This window comes from Klebsiella sp. K5-204, from assembly GCF_030128585.1.
Lineage (GTDB): Bacteria > Pseudomonadota > Gammaproteobacteria > Enterobacterales > Enterobacteriaceae > Klebsiella > Klebsiella quasipneumoniae.
Genome location: NZ_JAKUZS010000006.1, coordinates 333,534 through 348,151, shown reverse-complemented (window position 1 = coordinate 348,151; position 14,618 = coordinate 333,534). Strand labels below are relative to the sequence as shown.

Sequence of the window (14,618 nt, the reverse complement as noted above, 5' to 3'; positions counted from 1 at the left end):
GGTTCTGTATCAGGAATAATCGGGCGTGGATAACCCACGCCCGCAACTCACATCACGATTATTTGCCGGTAAACTGGCTCAGGTTGTCTTTATCGACGCCCACATAGGGGACGCGAACAATCTTGTTGTCAATTTTCCAGTTGGTGCCTGCCGCAGCGTCTTTTCCGTCGGCCAGGTTTTTCGCCAGATCGAAGGTCGCTTTCGCCTGGTTGTTAGCATCGTTCAGCACTGTACCGGCCATCGCGCCGGATTTCACCAGCGCCAGGGCTTCCGGCAGCGCATCCACGCCGAACACCGGAATGCTGCTCTTGTTGTGCGCTTTCAGCGCTTCAACCGCGCCCATCGCCATGGCGTCGTTGTTAGCGATCACCACTTCAATCTTGTTCGCATTCGGGCCGGAGAGCCAGGCGTCCATTTTATCTTTCGCCTGGGCGGTATCCCACATGGCGGTGTCCATCTGCAGCTGCTGGGTCTTCAGGCCTTTATCATTCAGCTCCTTGATAACGTAGGTGGTACGCGCTTCCGCATCCGGATGGCCCGGCTCGCCTTTCAGCAGGACGTACTGGATCTGGCCGTCTTTATTCAGATCCCAGTTCGGGTTGGCTTTCCAGTGCTTGGCGATCAGATCGCCCTGAATAATCCCGGACTCTTTCGAGTCGGTACCGACGTAATAAGCTTTGTCATAGCTATCCAGCGCTTTACGGGAAGGCTCTTTGTTGAAGAACACCACCGGAATGTTCTGCCCGCGCGCTTTTTCGATGACCGTTCCCGCCGCAGCCGGGTCAACCAGGTTGATCGCCAGGGCTTTCACGCCTTTCGCCAGCAGCACGTCAATCTGATCGTTTTGTTTCGACTGGTCGTTCTGCGAGTCATTCATCAGCAGCTGGACGTCAGGCGCGGATTTGCCATCTTTTTCAATCGCCTTACGCACCACCGACATAAAGTTGTCGTCATATTTATAAATCGTCACGCCGATACGGGTATCTGCTGCGTGCGCTGCGGCGCCAAATAACAGACCAGCCATTACAGCAGAGAGGGTAAACACCTTCTTATTCATGGAATCTCCGGTTTTATTATGCAGGGTCATTTTTGTGAAAAAGTGCGGGCGGGATTTGTTGCATTAGTGTTACCGCACAACGCATTTCACGACGAAAATTCGGTCTTCCGTGTCGGGTAACGCTCCAGAAAAATACGACTCTAATACTCGTTTAACGCCTTGTTCCTACTGAAGAAAGTGAGGATTTCCCATCACCTCGCGGTTCAGACTGGTAAACGCTGCCATCATAATCAGGTGAATGTTAATATACTGTGAATTTACTCACAAATTGAAAGCGGTTACATCCCGCCGCCGCTTCAGTTAGTGATCGGCCCCACAGTTTGCCGCTGGGCAACGGAGTGACGGCGCACCAGGGTGGGCATAAAGCAGTGCATCGCCTCGCGATCCAGCTTGCCGGCCGCCCCCAGCAGCGCCAGCTCAGTGGCCAGCTTCGCCATCGACATCACCGGATAGCGCACGGTGGTCAGCTGAGGATCGGTGTAACGGGAAATAGGAATATCATCAAAGCCAATCAGCGACAGATGCTGCGGCACGACAATGCCGTTGTCCTTCAGCGTGGTCAGCGCGCCGGCCGCCATGCTGTCGTTATAGGCGAACACCGCAGTGAGGCCGAGATTCCGCCCCAGCAGTTCGACCATCGCCGCTTCGCCGCCCTGCATGTCCGGGGAGCCGGACCCGACCCAGCTGTCCGGGGCGATGATGCCCTGCTCCTGCAGCGCTTTGCTCCACCCTTCCCGGCGCATATCGTCGTCTTCAATGCCGTGATTGGAGGAGAGATAACCGATGCGCTGGTGGCCGTGATTGAGCAGCATGCGGGTAGCCATCAGCGCGCCGCTAACGTTGTCGAGGCCGACGCAGCGATGGGCAAAGCCCGGCACGATGCGGTTGATCAGCACCATCCCCGGGATATGCTGCATAAAGTCGCTCAGTTCAGCATCGCTGAGCGCTTTAGAATGGACGATCAGCGCCGAGCAGCGCTGGCGGATCAGCACCTCGATGGCATGGCGCTCTTTTTCCGCCTCGTGATAGCTGTTGCCGATCAGCACATACTTATGATGCTGCTGGGCGACGGTATCCACCGCTTTCACCAGCGCGCCGAAGAAGGCATCGGAGACGTCCATCACCACCACGCCGATGGTATCGCTGACCTGGGTGGCCAGCGCCTGGGCGTTGGCGTTGGGCCGGTAGCCCAGCTGGGTCACCGCTTTCATCACCACGTCGCGCGTATCCGGACTCACCAGCGCGCTATTGTTCAGCACCCGCGACACGGTGGCCACGGATACGCCCGCCTGGCGGGCGACATCACGAATGGTGATCATACTCAGCGACCTTAAGAGAATTACAGCACGTCACATTCACCTCCTGTGCTCAGCAAGGAGGCTATTCTGGCAGCGACCCGCGGTCCGCTACGTGAGTGAGGTCACACGGCTGGAAACGTTTACATCCGTTTTGTTAATGATTGTGATCGAGATCGTTATCTGGATGTGTCTTTCAATGATGTCCCTGACGCACGCAGGGTTAACTGACGCCACAGCCATTCCACCGGCCCCTGGCGGAAGCGGCGCAGCCAGAGTGATGACACGAGGAGGTTGACGGCCCAGATGGGGGGAACAAAGGCCAGCAGCTGCAGACGATCGAAGCGCATAAACAGCCCGAGATGATAAAACAGGGTGGTGCAGATCAGGGTCTGCAGCAGGTAGTTGCTCAGCGCCATGCGTCCGACGCAGGCGATAGCCCCCACCAGGCGGAAACGGCAGAGCTGCGGCCAGTAGCCCCAGGCCAGCGAGGCATAGCCGATAGCCTGCAGCGGGGCGCTCAGTTCACGCGGCGCCTGCAGTAAAAACGCGCACCAGCGATAGTCCCAGGCCAGATACCACTGGGCGACAATAGCCGGCACATTCACCGCCATCCCGGCTAGCACCAGCAGCGCGCCGGTGCGCCGATAGTGACGCTGGCTGAACTGCCCTTTCAGCCAGCCGCTGCGCATCAGCGCCGCGCCTATCAGCATCATCCCCGCCAGCTGCCAGCCATACTGCGCGCCGAGCGCCAACAGATTGTCCGACAGCATATCCGCCCGGTTGCTGACCGCCTCCATGCCGCCGTGCAGCTTCCAGTACTGCTCATACTGCAGATTGGCCGCGTCCGGTACCCAGGAGCGATTCGCGGCCGTCCCCGAGATAATCCCCAGCAGGACCAGCACCGCAATACCGGTGAGGTAGAGCACCACCCCGGTGTTAAACAGCGATTTAACATGCTGCGCCTCGCGCACCATGCGCCAGCTCACCAGCCCCACCAGGGCGTAGGCCAGCAGAATATCGCCATCCCAGAAGAAGAGACCGTGAATGAAACCAAGCAGCGCCAGCAGGGTCAGCCGCGACTGGATCCAGCGTTTGCCGCGGGGGAGCAGGAGCTGCAGACCGGCGCCAAACAGCAGCGCGAACAGGGTAAGAAACTTCACCTGCGCCAGCAGGTCAAGGATCGCCCAGGTCCAGGCGTCGCTGAGGGTCGCGCTTCCTGACCAGGCCGGATTGAGGTAAGCGGCCTTCGGCAAGCCGAAGGCGCTGATATTGAGAAGCAGGATACCGAGGATGGCGACGCCGCGGACAAAGTCCAGCGTGACATTTCTCTCCATGTACCCTGCTCCGTTTTAGTTGTGGTGACGTACTGCGCGCAGGAATTCCTGGCGGGTATTCTGGCTGGATTTGAACAGGCCACCGAGGGAGGTGGTGGTAGTGGCGCTGGTCGCGTCGCGGATGCCGCGCGCTTTCACGCAGTAATGCACCGCGTCAATGGATACCGCCACGTTGCTGGTGCCGAGCAGCGTCTGCAGCGCGATCAGGATCTGCTGCGTGAGACGCTCCTGGACCTGCGGGCGCTGGGCGAAGAACTGCACGATGCGGTTGATTTTCGACAGGCCGATCACCGAATCTTTCGGGATATAGGCTACCGTCGCTTTACCATCGATGGTGACAAAGTGGTGTTCGCAGGTGCTGGTCAGGGTGATATCGCGCACGGTGACCATTTCATCGACCTTCATTTTGTTTTCAATGACGGTGATTTTCGGGAAACGGGAGTAATCCAGTCCGGAGAAGATCTCATCGACATACATTTTGGCGATGCGATGCGGGGTCTCCATCAGACTGTCATCACTCAGATCCAGATTCAGCAGTTGCATAATCTCGGTCATATGACCGGTAATCAAACGCTTGCGTGTTTCGTTATCAATTTCTTGTACTGGCGCACGCATCGGCGTCTCCAGCCCACGAGCGACCAGCGCTTCATGAACGAGGACGGCTTCTTTACTCAGTGATGACATTTGGGTTTCTCCTGCAGGTGTGGCGCTCTTTGCTTTTTCTGGGGGCAAAGTTTGTATTCATTGTGCGTGAGGTGGCGCACAGAATCCAGTAGCCGTAACGATAATTATTGAAATTGGCGCTGCCTTTTATTAAGGCGCGAAGCCACGCCTCAGGCGCGACGCCAAATCCCTATCGCCGAATCCGGAATGATCCAACCGCTGTACGCATCCATAAGCGCCATCGCTACACCGGCATGTTGGCTATAAGTTGCATTAATGATGCAGTAAGTTCTCAAAAGGAGAAAGTGAAAGTTGCTCACCGGCTAATGAAATATCTGTATTATGAACGTTTACGCGCACATCCCTTCCGAGGAGCCTTGCATGGAACTGCTTGAAGAGCATCGCTGTTTTGACGGCCGGCAACAACGCTGGCGTCATCACTCCCCTGTCCTGAACTGCGCCATGACGTTCAGCATTTTTTTACCGCCTGAGCGTGAAACGCCGCCGCCGGTGCTGTACTGGCTGTCCGGGCTGACCTGTAACGATGAAAACTTTACCACCAAGGCGGGCGCTCAGCGCATTGCCGCCGCGCTGGGCATCGCGCTGGTGATGCCGGATACCAGCCCGCGCGGTGACGAGGTGGCCAACGATGACGGTTACGATCTGGGGCAAGGCGCTGGCTTCTACCTGAACGCCACCAAGGCGCCGTGGGCGGCGCACTACCGGATGTACGATTACCTGCGCGACGAACTGCCCGCGCTTATCCGCAGCGAGTTTACCGTCGGCGAACGCTGCGCCATCAGCGGCCACTCGATGGGCGGTCACGGCGCGCTTATCATGGCGCTCACCAATCCCGGCCGCTACGTCAGCGTCTCCGCCTTCGCGCCAATCGTCAATCCCTCCCAGGTGCCGTGGGGCAAGAAAGCGTTTACCGCCTATCTCGGCGCCGATGAATCGACATGGCGCGCCTGGGACAGCTGCGCCCTGATGCAGGCCAGCCAGCCGGCGGACGCGGTGCCGACGCTTATCGATCAGGGCGATAACGATCCGTTCCTCGCCGGACAGCTGCAGCCCGCGGTGCTGGCGGAGGTCGCGCGGCAGAAGGCCTGGCCGTTAACGCTGCGCATCCAGCCCGGTTACGATCATAGCTACTACTTTATTGCCTCGTTTATCGAAGACCATCTGCGTTTCCACGCGCAGCATCTCTTTAACTAAACGCAACCTGCGCCGCGACTCCACGTCGCGGCGCAGGTCATCGTTAAGCGCCAACGATCAGAAGCGATAATCCACGGCCATAAAGTAGCGACGGCCCTCTTCGGTATAGCTGTAGTCGTCCCGGTTGAGATCTTTATCGCCCACGTTCTGCACCCCGGAGCGCAGTTTCACGTTTTTGGTGACCTGCCACGCCGCGCCGACGTCAAACAGGGTATAGCCGCCCGGCGTTTTGCCGGTGGCGCTCACCGCGCGCTGCTGGCCGGTATAGTTGGCCGTCACGTAGAAGGACCAGTCGTCCAGCGGTTTCCAGTCAAGCGTGCCGTTGGCGGTATGGAACGGCAGCGTCTGCAGCGGTTTATCGCCGCCGTTGCTCAGATCGCGACCATCGTTGTAGGTGTAGTTCACCGTCAGCTTCCACTCATCGCCGAACGGGATCTTCACCTCGGTCTCCACCCCTTTGATGCGCGCTTTGTTGACGTTGAAATAGCGGAAGATCGGCACGCGCTTACCGTTGACGGTTTTCCAGCCGACAAAGTTCGGGTAGCCCGGCGCTTCGCTGGCGCTGGAGGTGCGCAGAACATCAATCATATCGTCGACATTGTTCTGGAAGGTGGTGATGCTGCCTTCAACATCCTGCAGCCAGCCCTCTTCCCCACGATAGTAGAGACCAAGCTCGAAGCTTTCGCTGGTTTCCGGCTTCAGATCCGGGTTACCGATGATGCTGCACGAGCCGCGGCAGGAGTTGGTGGTCCAGTCGGGGTTAAGCTGCAGCAGCGACGGGGCTTTAAACGCCGTCGCCCAGCCGCCTTTGACGGTGACGGTATCGGTGGCGTTATACACCAGATAGGCGCGCGGGCTCCAGTGATCGCCATAGGTCTGATGGTCGTCCATACGAATGCCGGTGGTCAGCGCCAGCGGCTCGATGATGCGCCATTCGTCTTCAATAAACAGGGCGTACTGGCTGGCGGAGGTCGACTGGCCGCCGCTGCTCAGGTTGACCGGATCTTTCAGCTTGTCGTGGCGCCATTCGCCGCCGAAGGTCACCAGCTGGTTAATCATGTCCAGCGGCAGGACATACTTGCCGTCGATGGCATTGCTTTCCGAGGTGATGGTGCCGTTCTGCCCCGGATTTTTGTTATCCACCTTTTCGCCGTAGAACTTGAGCTCGCTGTTGCCCATCTCCCAGCGTCCGTTATGGCTCAGAGAGTAGTTCTCACGCTCAAGGCGGTTGCGGTCAAGGGAATCGGAGTCGCGATCCTGGCGGTCAAAGCCATAGCCCGCGGTGAAATCGTGGTTGTCGTTCGGCGTCCAGGCGAATTCAACATTGCCATCGCGGCTGGTGAAGCCCTCGATGCGCGGCGTTTCGCCGGTGGCATTGCTGGAAGACTGCGGATCGTCCTTGGCGCGCTTCGCCAGGCTGCCGTAGGCCTTCATCCCGAGCACGCCGTCGATCAGCGGGCCGCTGGTGAAGAACTGGCCGTTCCAGGTATCGCCGCGGTCGCGATGTTCCTGAATGGTGGTATCGGCGCTCAGCGTCCCGGTCCATTTCTGGCCGATTTTTTTGGTAATAATGTTGACCACGCCGCCGAGCGCATCGGAGCCGTACAGGGAGGACATCGGGCCGCGCACCACCTCGATACGTTCGATGGCATCCACCGGGATCCAGTTCAGGTCGAAGTCATTGTGGCGGAAGACGGCGTTCCGGGAGTTGACGCGTTTCCCGTCGACAAGGATCAGGGTATAGCTGCTGCTCAGACCGCGAATGCTGACGCCCTTGCGGTTATCCCCTTCGTTGGTGAGCTGGACCCCGGGCACATCGCGCAGTACGTCTTTCAGGTTCTGCACCGGCTTGCGCTGCAAATCCTGCTGGGTGATGACGCTGATGCTCGCCGGTGCGTCTTTGACGCTCTGTTCAGTGGCCGAGGCGGTCACCACCAGCGTTTCTTCATTCACATCGGCCAGGGCCGGAAACGCCAACGATACGACGGACGCAGACAATCCCGCCCGGATAAAAGGGTTTAACCTGAACATTCCAAATCTCCATGAGGTGTACAACCAAACAAACAAAAAGGTGCTGCTCACACGCGCTGGCGGCCTGCCGCTCTGTCGGCGGTAGACTCGCGCTGTTTTCTCGTCGATGTGGCTGGTCGCCCGATGTCAGTCTGTACACATGGCAGAGACGGGGGGAGTGGCTTCATCCGTAATGGTCGGAAATGATAAAGATAATGATTTCTATTATCAATCTAATTATGAAGAATTGTGTCAGGCTGTAACCGTGTGGACATAAAAAAAGCCCTCGTTTTCAGAGGGCTTCCGGGTGATGACAAACCTGTTTTCGTTATCGTACTCATCTGTCTGCAGGGTGGCGGCTTTCGCCTTACCCGGCCTACGAAAAATTGCAATATCAAACAGTTACGCAGATATCTGTAGGCCCGCGCAAGCGCAGCGCCGCCGGGCAATTCCTGAAGATTGCGCTTGACCAGAAAGATGAAGCCCTCTTTACAGAGGGCTTTTATCGCACAATAGCGAAGATTAACGCTTAAAGCGGTCCGGGAAGGTCATTTCGCTGTAGCGAACGAAGCGGGTGCCTTTTGCCAGTTTGTACCCAAACCAGATGACGAGGAACAGCGGAATACCGATGTAGGTCGCCGCCACGCCGCCCCAGTCAATGGTGTCCTTGAGGAACGCTTCGTAGTTCTGTCCGAGGGTGATGATCAGGCACAGCACGAAGGCGAAGATCGGCCCCAGCGGGAAGAACCCGGAACGATACGGCAGATTATTAATATCGTTACCCTGCAGGACGAAGCCACGACGGAAACGATAGTGGCTGATGGCAATCCCCAGCCAGGCGATAAAGCCCGTCATCCCCGAGGTGTTCAGCAGCCACAGGTACACCGTCTGGTTACCGAACATCGAAGTCAGGAAGCACAGCGCCGCGATAACGGTGGTCGCATACAGGGCGTTGCGCGGTACGCCGCCACGCGACAGCTTCGAGAAAATGCGCGGCGCTTTGCCGTCGCAGGCCAGGGTATACAGCATACGCGTAGAGGCGTACATCCCCGAGTTACCCGCCGACAGAACGGCCGTCAGGATAACGGCGTTCATGATCGCCGCCGCCGACAGCAGACCGGCGTGCTGGAAGACCAGCGTGAACGGGCTGACGGAGATATCTTTAACGTCGTTGCGCAGCAGGCTCGGATCGGTATACGGAATGATCAGGCTGATAATCAGGATCGCGAAGACGTAGAACAGCAGGATACGCCAGAAGACCTGGCGCACCGCGCGCGGAATGTTCTTTTCCGGGTTCTCAGACTCACCGGCGGCAATACCGATAAGCTCGGTGCCCTGGAAGGAGAAGCCGACAATCATCGCCACGCCGATCATCGCCGAGAAGCCGCCGGCAAACGGCGCATCCGCGATCCCCCAGTTGCTCCAGCCGGCAGGCTGCGCCCCTTTGAAGATGCCGACAATCATCATCACGCCGACAATGATAAAGATAATGACGGTGGCCACTTTGATCAGCGAGAACCAGTATTCCGCCTCGCCAAATCCGCGCACCGAGATCCAGTTCAGCAGGAACATAATGCCGAGGAACAAGGCGCTCCAGATCCAGCCTGGGGTATCAGGGAACCAGTAGCTCATCACCAGCTGCGAGGCCACGAGGTCAACGGCGATCGTTACCGCCCAGTTGTACCAGTAGTTCCAGCCCAGCGCGAAGCCGAAGCCCTCTTCAACATAATTCTGCCCGTAGGTGGCGAAGGAACCGGACACCGGCATAAACGCCGCCAGTTCGCCCAGGCTGGTCATCAGGAAATAGACCATCAGACCGATCAGAATATAAGACAGCAGCGCCCCGCCGGGACCTGCTTGCGAAATCGTTGCGCCAGAGGCAACAAAAAGACCCGTACCGATGGAACCGCCGATGGCGATCATGGTCAAGTGGCGCGCCTTTAGTTCACGACGTAGCGTGGGCGCTTCTGTGGTTTTAGTTTCCGAAACCATGTGATAATGCTATCCATCCAAAAAATGAGGCGCGATTGTAGCAGACGATCGGGGTTCCATCCGGTACAAATGCAAAGTTATAAGAGAGCTTCATGATCGACCGCAAATTATTAGTAAAGCACTAACCTGCGGAATTGCCAGCAAATTCCCCCCTTTTATCAGGCGATAAAGCCGGATCGCTACACCTGGCAATACTGCAGAAAACGTTGTAATGCTTTGGAAATATGCTTCTGCCGGTGGTGGATGCGCCACAGCGTGCGCGTCAGCCGGGGCAGCGGCACTTTCAGCTCCGCCAGCGTGCCGGAGGCCAGCTGTTCGGCAATCACCCGCCGCGATAAGCAGCTGATCCCCAGCCCATGGCGCACCGCGTGCTTGATCGCCTCCGAGTTGCCCAGCTCCATCCCCAGGTGAAACGCCGGCAGATGCGACAGCAGAACGTAATCGACAATCTCCCGGGTGCCAGACCCATGCTCGCGCAGGATCCACGGCGCCTCGGCCAGCTGCTGCAGGGTCACCTCCCCCGCCAGCAGCGGCGAGTCAGGCGCGGCAAACACCACCAGCTCATCTTCCAGCCACGGCTCGGCGATAATATCGGCGGCATGGCACGGCCCCTCGATCAGACCGAAATCCACCCGCAGGTCGGCAACGGCGTTAATCACGTCCAGGCTGTTGCCCACGCTCAGCTCAACCGGCAGATCCGGGAAGTCATGGCGATAGCGGGCAATGATCTCCGGCATAATATAGTTGCCGATGGTGCTGCTGGCGTAGACCCGAATCGCCCCGTTGTCGCCGCGAAACAGCTGCTCAATCTCCAGGGCCCGCTCCAGCAACGCCAGGGCGCGCGGATAGAGCAGCCGTCCATGCTCATTGACCACCAGCCGCTTGCCGACGCGGTCGAACAGCTGTACGCCAAGCTGCCCTTCCAGATCGGTCAGCGCGGCGCTGACCGCCGATTGCGAAAGCGCCAGCATCTGTGACGCCTGAGTGGTCGACCCACTCTTATGGACTTCGGCGAACACTTCCAGCTGCCGCAGCGTAATATGCATAACCCACCCGTTTAGTAATCCAGTCTGAATAACCTTCCTTACTATGGTGACACAAATCGAGGCGGCTGACGGAAGGAAAATCCCCTTACGTCACAAAATCATCGTCTTGCTGACAAGATCAGCTCGCTTGCGCGCCTCACTCCCCTGCCCCGTTGTCGCCAGCGAAGCTGGCCATTTACCACTTATTACGATTGATTATAAACATATAATCAATTTTATATTTAATCCCGCGCGGCGTAACCTTTAGGCAGACAAAGGAGAAGGTTATGACAGCACTCACTTTACCCACCAAACATCGTTCCCTGCGGCATTTTGTCCCAGGCCTGGCGCTGACCGCCGCCCTGACCGGCGCCGCCCTGTGGGCCGGTAGCTTCCCGGCCATCGCCGGGGCGGGCTTCAGCGCCCTGACCCTCGCTATTCTGTTCGGGATGGTCGTCGGTAACACGGTCTATCCGAAAATCTGGCAGCCCTGCGACGGCGGGGTGATCTTCGCCAAACAGTATCTGCTGCGCCTGGGGATCATCCTCTACGGCTTCCGCCTGACGTTCGCCCAGATTGCCGACGTCGGCGTGAGCGGTATTTTGATTGACGTTCTGACGCTCTCCAGCACCTTTTTCATCGCCTGCTTCCTCGGCCAGAAAGTGTTTGGGCTCGATAAGCACACCAGCTGGCTGATCGGCGCCGGCAGCAGCATCTGCGGCGCGGCGGCAGTGCTCGCCAGCGAGCCGGTGGTCAAAGCTGAAGCCAGTAAAGTGACCGTCGCCGTCGCCACGGTGGTGATCTTCGGTACCATCGCCATCTTCCTCTACCCGGCGATGTACCCGCTGCTGGCGCACTGGTTTACCCCGGAGACCTACGGGATCTATATGGGTTCCACCATGCATGAAGTGGCGCAGGTCGTCGCCGCCGGCCATGCGGTCAGCCCGGATGCGGAGAACGCCGCGGTTATCGCTAAAATGCTGCGCGTGATGATGCTGGCCCCGTTCCTGCTGTTCCTGGCGGCGCGTGTTAAACAGCTGACCCCGGCAGGTAACGGCGAGAAAAGCAAAATCACCATTCCGTGGTTTGCCATTATGTTCATCCTGGTGGCGGTGTTTAACTCCTTCCATCTGCTGCCGAAAGCGGTCGTGGAGATGCTGGTGACGCTGGATACCGTCCTGCTGGCGATGGCGATGGCCGCTCTTGGGGTGACCACTCACGTCAGCGCCCTGAAAAAAGCCGGGGCGAAACCGCTGCTGATGGCGCTGATGCTGTTCGTCTGGTTGATTGTCGGCGGCGGGGCCATTAACGTCGCCATCCACAGCCTGATGGCATAAAGCACTACATCTTTCTCCAGTTAAGCCGCTATCATTACCCACCCCCCAGCGGCTTTAACTGGAGTTTTTTTATGAAATACGTAGGAGCGCACGTGAGCGCCTCAGGTGGACTGGCCAATGCCGCCATTCGCGCCGCCGAAATCGAAGCAACCGCCTTCGCCCTCTTCACCAAAAATCAGCGCCAGTGGCGCGCCGCGCCGCTCAGCGACCAGACCATCGCCGAATTCAAAGCCGCCTGTGAAAAGTATCACTTTGGCCCCGGACAGATCCTGCCGCACGACAGCTACCTGATTAACCTCGGCCACCCGGTGGAAGAGGCGCTGGAAAAATCCCGTGACGCCTTCATCGATGAGATGACCCGCTGTCAGCAGCTGGGGCTGACGCTGCTCAACTTCCACCCCGGCAGCCATCTGCAGCAGATCCCGGAGGAAGAGTGTCTGGCGCGCATCGCCGAATCGCTCAATATCGCGCTGGCGAAGACCGAAGGCGTCACCGCGGTGATCGAAAATACCGCCGGCCAGGGCAGCAACCTGGGCTTTAAGTTCGAGCACCTCGCGGCCATCATCGACGGCGTGGAAGATAAAACCCGCGTCGGCGTCTGCATCGATACCTGCCACGCCTTCGCCGCCGGCTATGACCTGCGCAGCGCGGAAGCCTGCGAGAAGACCTTTGCCGACTTCGACCGTATCGTCGGCTTTCAGTATCTGCGCGGCATGCATCTCAACGATGCCAAGAGCGCCTTCGGCAGCCGGGTCGACCGTCACCATAGTCTGGGGGAAGGCAACATCGGCCACGATTGCTTCAGCTGGATCATGCAGGACAACCGCTTCGACGGCATTCCGCTTATTCTGGAAACCATCAACCCGGATATCTGGGCGGAAGAGATTGCCTGGCTGCGGGCGCAGCAGATCGCCGAAGTGGCGTAAATAGAGACATAAAAAAAGGGCCGACTGTTCGGCCCTTTTTTATTGCGGAGAGATTATGCCGCTTTTTCGACTTCCGCTACCTGCGCTTCCGGGCGTTTCAGCACCGCGTAGGAGAGGCCCGCCACCAGCGTCCCGGCAACAATCGCCAGCAGGTAGCCCAGCACTGGCGTAATCGCCCCCGGGATCAGCAGAACAAACAGCCCGCCGTGCGGCGCCATCAGTTTCGCGCCAATCGCCATCGAGATAGCGCCGGTTACCGCGCCGCCGACGATACAGCAAGGCAGCACGCGCATCGGGTCACGGGCGGCAAAAGGAATCGCCCCTTCAGAGATAAAGCACAGGCCGAGAACCAGCGCGGCTTTACCCCCTTCCCGCTGCCCTTTGTCGAACTTATTGCGGGCAACCAGCGTCGCGATACCCATCGCCAGCGGAGGCACCATACCGGCCGCCATGATCGCCGCCATCGGCGCGTAGGTCTGGGTACTCAGCAGGCCAACGCCGAAGGCATAGGCCGCTTTGTTCACCGGGCCGCCCATGTCGGTACACATCATCGCGCCGAGGATCGCGCCCAGCAGAACCGCGTTGGCGGTGCCCATGGTTTGCAGCCAGTGGGTCAGCCAGGCGAGGATACCGGCGACCGGTTTACCAATCAGGTAGATCATCGCCAGGCCCACGATCAGGCTGGAGACCAGCGGAATGATCAGTATCGGCTTCAGCGCTTCCATACTCTGCGGCAGTTTCAGCTTAGTGCTGATGGCTTTCGCCACGTAACCGGCAAGGAAACCGGCAATGATCCCGCCGATAAAGCCGGAGCCGCCGCTGACCGCCAGCATACCGCCGATAAGACCCGGGGTCAGGCCCGGACGGTCGGCAATGGAGAAGGCGATAAAGCCCGCCAGCACCGGCACCATCAGCGCGAAGGCCGAGCCGCCGCCGATTTGCATCAGCGCCGCCGCGAGGGTGTCTTTCACTTCAAACGCTTTGATCCCGAAGGCAAAGGAGAGCGCGATACACAGGCCGCCCGCCACCACCATCGGCAGCATGTAGGAGACGCCGGTCAGCAGGTGGCGGTAGGCGCCCGCCGACTCTTTTTTACCTTCGCCAGCAGCCTGAGGTTTACCGGAAGGCTGGTACGGTTTGGCTTCAGCCACCGCTTTGTCCAGCTCCTGGGCGGTTTTCTTCAGCGCCAGACCGGTGGTGGTGCGATACATCGGCTTGCCGGCGAATTTCGCCAGGTCGACTTCGATATCGGCGGCGACGATCACCAGATCCGCCTCGGCCACCTCTTCCGGGGTGATAGCATTGCCCGCGCCGACGGAGCCGCGGGTTTCCACTTTCACCCACCAGCCGCGTTTTTTGGCTTCGGTTTCAATGGCTTCTGCCGCCATAAAGGTATGAGCAACGCCGGTCGGACAGGCGGTGACCGCGACAATACGTTTCGGTCCGCCGGTGGCCGCCGGGACTGCCGCGGCGGCAGGCGCCGCGTACGGCGTCGCGTGGCCTTTGGCTTCGCTGAGGAACAGCTCCGGGTGCGCCACGGCGCGATTAATATCGCCGAGGAAAACCTGTTTGCCGTTCAGCGCGCTGTCAGTGGGCTGCGCCGACCCGAGAACAATCACCAGTTCGGCGTCGTTCGGATTATCAATCAGTTCAAGGTGCGCTTTTGGCGCTGCGGCACCCAGCAGGGTTTTCGCCATATAGGCGCGCGCCTGTCCGAGTCCGGCATCAATAATCAGCAGCGTTTTCATTATGCCTCTCCTG

Annotated in this window: 11 protein-coding genes; 3 read left to right on the top strand and 8 right to left on the bottom strand. The window is 58.9% G+C overall.

From position 1 onward, the window contains the following. Positions 1 to 58 precede the first annotated feature (58 nt). From mglB to folE, 4 genes are all read right to left on the bottom strand, one after another. Positions 59 to 1,057, bottom strand: a complete 999-nt coding sequence (mglB, locus tag MKR05_RS17705) for a galactose/glucose ABC transporter substrate-binding protein MglB (RefSeq protein ID WP_023290441.1) — start codon at positions 1,055 to 1,057, stop codon at positions 59 to 61. A gap of 296 nt (positions 1,058 to 1,353) precedes the next feature. After that, positions 1,354 to 2,376 carry an HTH-type transcriptional regulator GalS gene (gene galS, locus MKR05_RS17700; protein WP_065804930.1) on the bottom strand — a complete coding sequence of 341 codons (1,023 nt, stop codon included), beginning with the start codon at positions 2,374 to 2,376 and terminating at the stop codon, positions 1,354 to 1,356. Positions 2,377 to 2,531: 155 nt separating this feature from the next. Next, the gene (yeiB, locus tag MKR05_RS17695; protein WP_044524213.1) at positions 2,532 to 3,689 is read right to left on the bottom strand and encodes a DUF418 domain-containing protein YeiB; all 1,158 of its coding nucleotides are present in this window, start codon (positions 3,687 to 3,689) and stop codon (positions 2,532 to 2,534) included. Positions 3,690 to 3,704: 15 nt separating this feature from the next. Then, positions 3,705 to 4,373, bottom strand: a complete 669-nt coding sequence (gene folE, locus MKR05_RS17690; RefSeq protein WP_023290444.1) for a GTP cyclohydrolase I FolE — start codon at positions 4,371 to 4,373, stop codon at positions 3,705 to 3,707. Between the two features lie 360 nt (positions 4,374 to 4,733). Between folE and fghA the strand changes: the two genes are divergently transcribed. After that, the gene (fghA, locus tag MKR05_RS17685; RefSeq protein ID WP_107112127.1) at positions 4,734 to 5,567 is read left to right on the top strand and encodes an S-formylglutathione hydrolase; all 834 of its coding nucleotides are present in this window, start codon (positions 4,734 to 4,736) and stop codon (positions 5,565 to 5,567) included. A gap of 57 nt (positions 5,568 to 5,624) precedes the next feature. On the opposite strand, the gene cirA is transcribed toward fghA, so the two are convergent. The 3 genes from cirA to yieE all read right to left on the bottom strand — a co-directional run bounded on the left by cirA (position 5,625) and on the right by yieE (position 10,615). Further along, the gene (cirA, locus tag MKR05_RS17680; RefSeq protein ID WP_023290446.1) at positions 5,625 to 7,598 is read right to left on the bottom strand and encodes a catecholate siderophore receptor CirA; all 1,974 of its coding nucleotides are present in this window, start codon (positions 7,596 to 7,598) and stop codon (positions 5,625 to 5,627) included. A gap of 501 nt (positions 7,599 to 8,099) precedes the next feature. Further along, positions 8,100 to 9,569 (bottom strand): amino acid permease, encoded by a 1,470-nt coding sequence (locus MKR05_RS17675; protein WP_023290447.1) that lies wholly within the window; start codon positions 9,567 to 9,569, stop codon positions 8,100 to 8,102. A gap of 179 nt (positions 9,570 to 9,748) precedes the next feature. After that, positions 9,749 to 10,615 (bottom strand): DNA-binding transcriptional regulator YeiE, encoded by an 867-nt coding sequence (gene yieE / locus MKR05_RS17670; RefSeq protein ID WP_004201638.1) that lies wholly within the window; start codon positions 10,613 to 10,615, stop codon positions 9,749 to 9,751. Positions 10,616 to 10,881: 266 nt separating this feature from the next. On the opposite strand from yieE, the gene MKR05_RS17665 reads away from it, so the two are divergent. Both MKR05_RS17665 and nfo read left to right on the top strand, forming a co-directional pair. Further along, the gene (locus MKR05_RS17665; RefSeq protein ID WP_023290449.1) at positions 10,882 to 11,931 is read left to right on the top strand and encodes a YeiH family protein; all 1,050 of its coding nucleotides are present in this window, start codon (positions 10,882 to 10,884) and stop codon (positions 11,929 to 11,931) included. Between the two features lie 71 nt (positions 11,932 to 12,002). After that, the gene (gene nfo, locus MKR05_RS17660) at positions 12,003 to 12,857 is read left to right on the top strand and encodes a deoxyribonuclease IV (protein ID WP_238875199.1); all 855 of its coding nucleotides are present in this window, start codon (positions 12,003 to 12,005) and stop codon (positions 12,855 to 12,857) included. A gap of 53 nt (positions 12,858 to 12,910) precedes the next feature. On the opposite strand, the gene fruA is transcribed toward nfo, so the two are convergent. Continuing rightward, positions 12,911 to 14,605, bottom strand: coding sequence for a PTS fructose transporter subunit IIBC (gene fruA, locus MKR05_RS17655; RefSeq protein ID WP_238875200.1), 1,695 nt, complete (start codon positions 14,603 to 14,605; stop codon positions 12,911 to 12,913). Positions 14,606 to 14,618 lie beyond the last annotated feature (13 nt).

Bases quoted from the DNA above. Each gene is read 5' to 3' on its own strand.
- mglB (WP_023290441.1), bottom strand. From the start codon at position 1,057: ATGAATAAGAAGGTGTTTACCCTCTCTGCTGTAATGGCTGGTCTGTTA.
- galS (WP_065804930.1), bottom strand. From the start codon at position 2,376: ATGATCACCATTCGTGATGTCGCCCGCCAGGCGGGCGTATCCGTGGCC.
- yeiB (WP_044524213.1), bottom strand. From the start codon at position 3,689: ATGGAGAGAAATGTCACGCTGGACTTTGTCCGCGGCGTCGCCATCCTC.
- folE (WP_023290444.1), bottom strand. From the start codon at position 4,373: ATGTCATCACTGAGTAAAGAAGCCGTCCTCGTTCATGAAGCGCTGGTC.
- fghA (WP_107112127.1), top strand. From the start codon at position 4,734: ATGGAACTGCTTGAAGAGCATCGCTGTTTTGACGGCCGGCAACAACGC.
- cirA (WP_023290446.1), bottom strand. From the start codon at position 7,598: ATGTTCAGGTTAAACCCTTTTATCCGGGCGGGATTGTCTGCGTCCGTC.
- MKR05_RS17675 (WP_023290447.1), bottom strand. From the start codon at position 9,569: ATGGTTTCGGAAACTAAAACCACAGAAGCGCCCACGCTACGTCGTGAA.
- yieE (WP_004201638.1), bottom strand. From the start codon at position 10,615: ATGCATATTACGCTGCGGCAGCTGGAAGTGTTCGCCGAAGTCCATAAG.
- MKR05_RS17665 (WP_023290449.1), top strand. From the start codon at position 10,882: ATGACAGCACTCACTTTACCCACCAAACATCGTTCCCTGCGGCATTTT.
- nfo (WP_238875199.1), top strand. From the start codon at position 12,003: ATGAAATACGTAGGAGCGCACGTGAGCGCCTCAGGTGGACTGGCCAAT.
- fruA (WP_238875200.1), bottom strand. From the start codon at position 14,605: ATGAAAACGCTGCTGATTATTGATGCCGGACTCGGACAGGCGCGCGCC.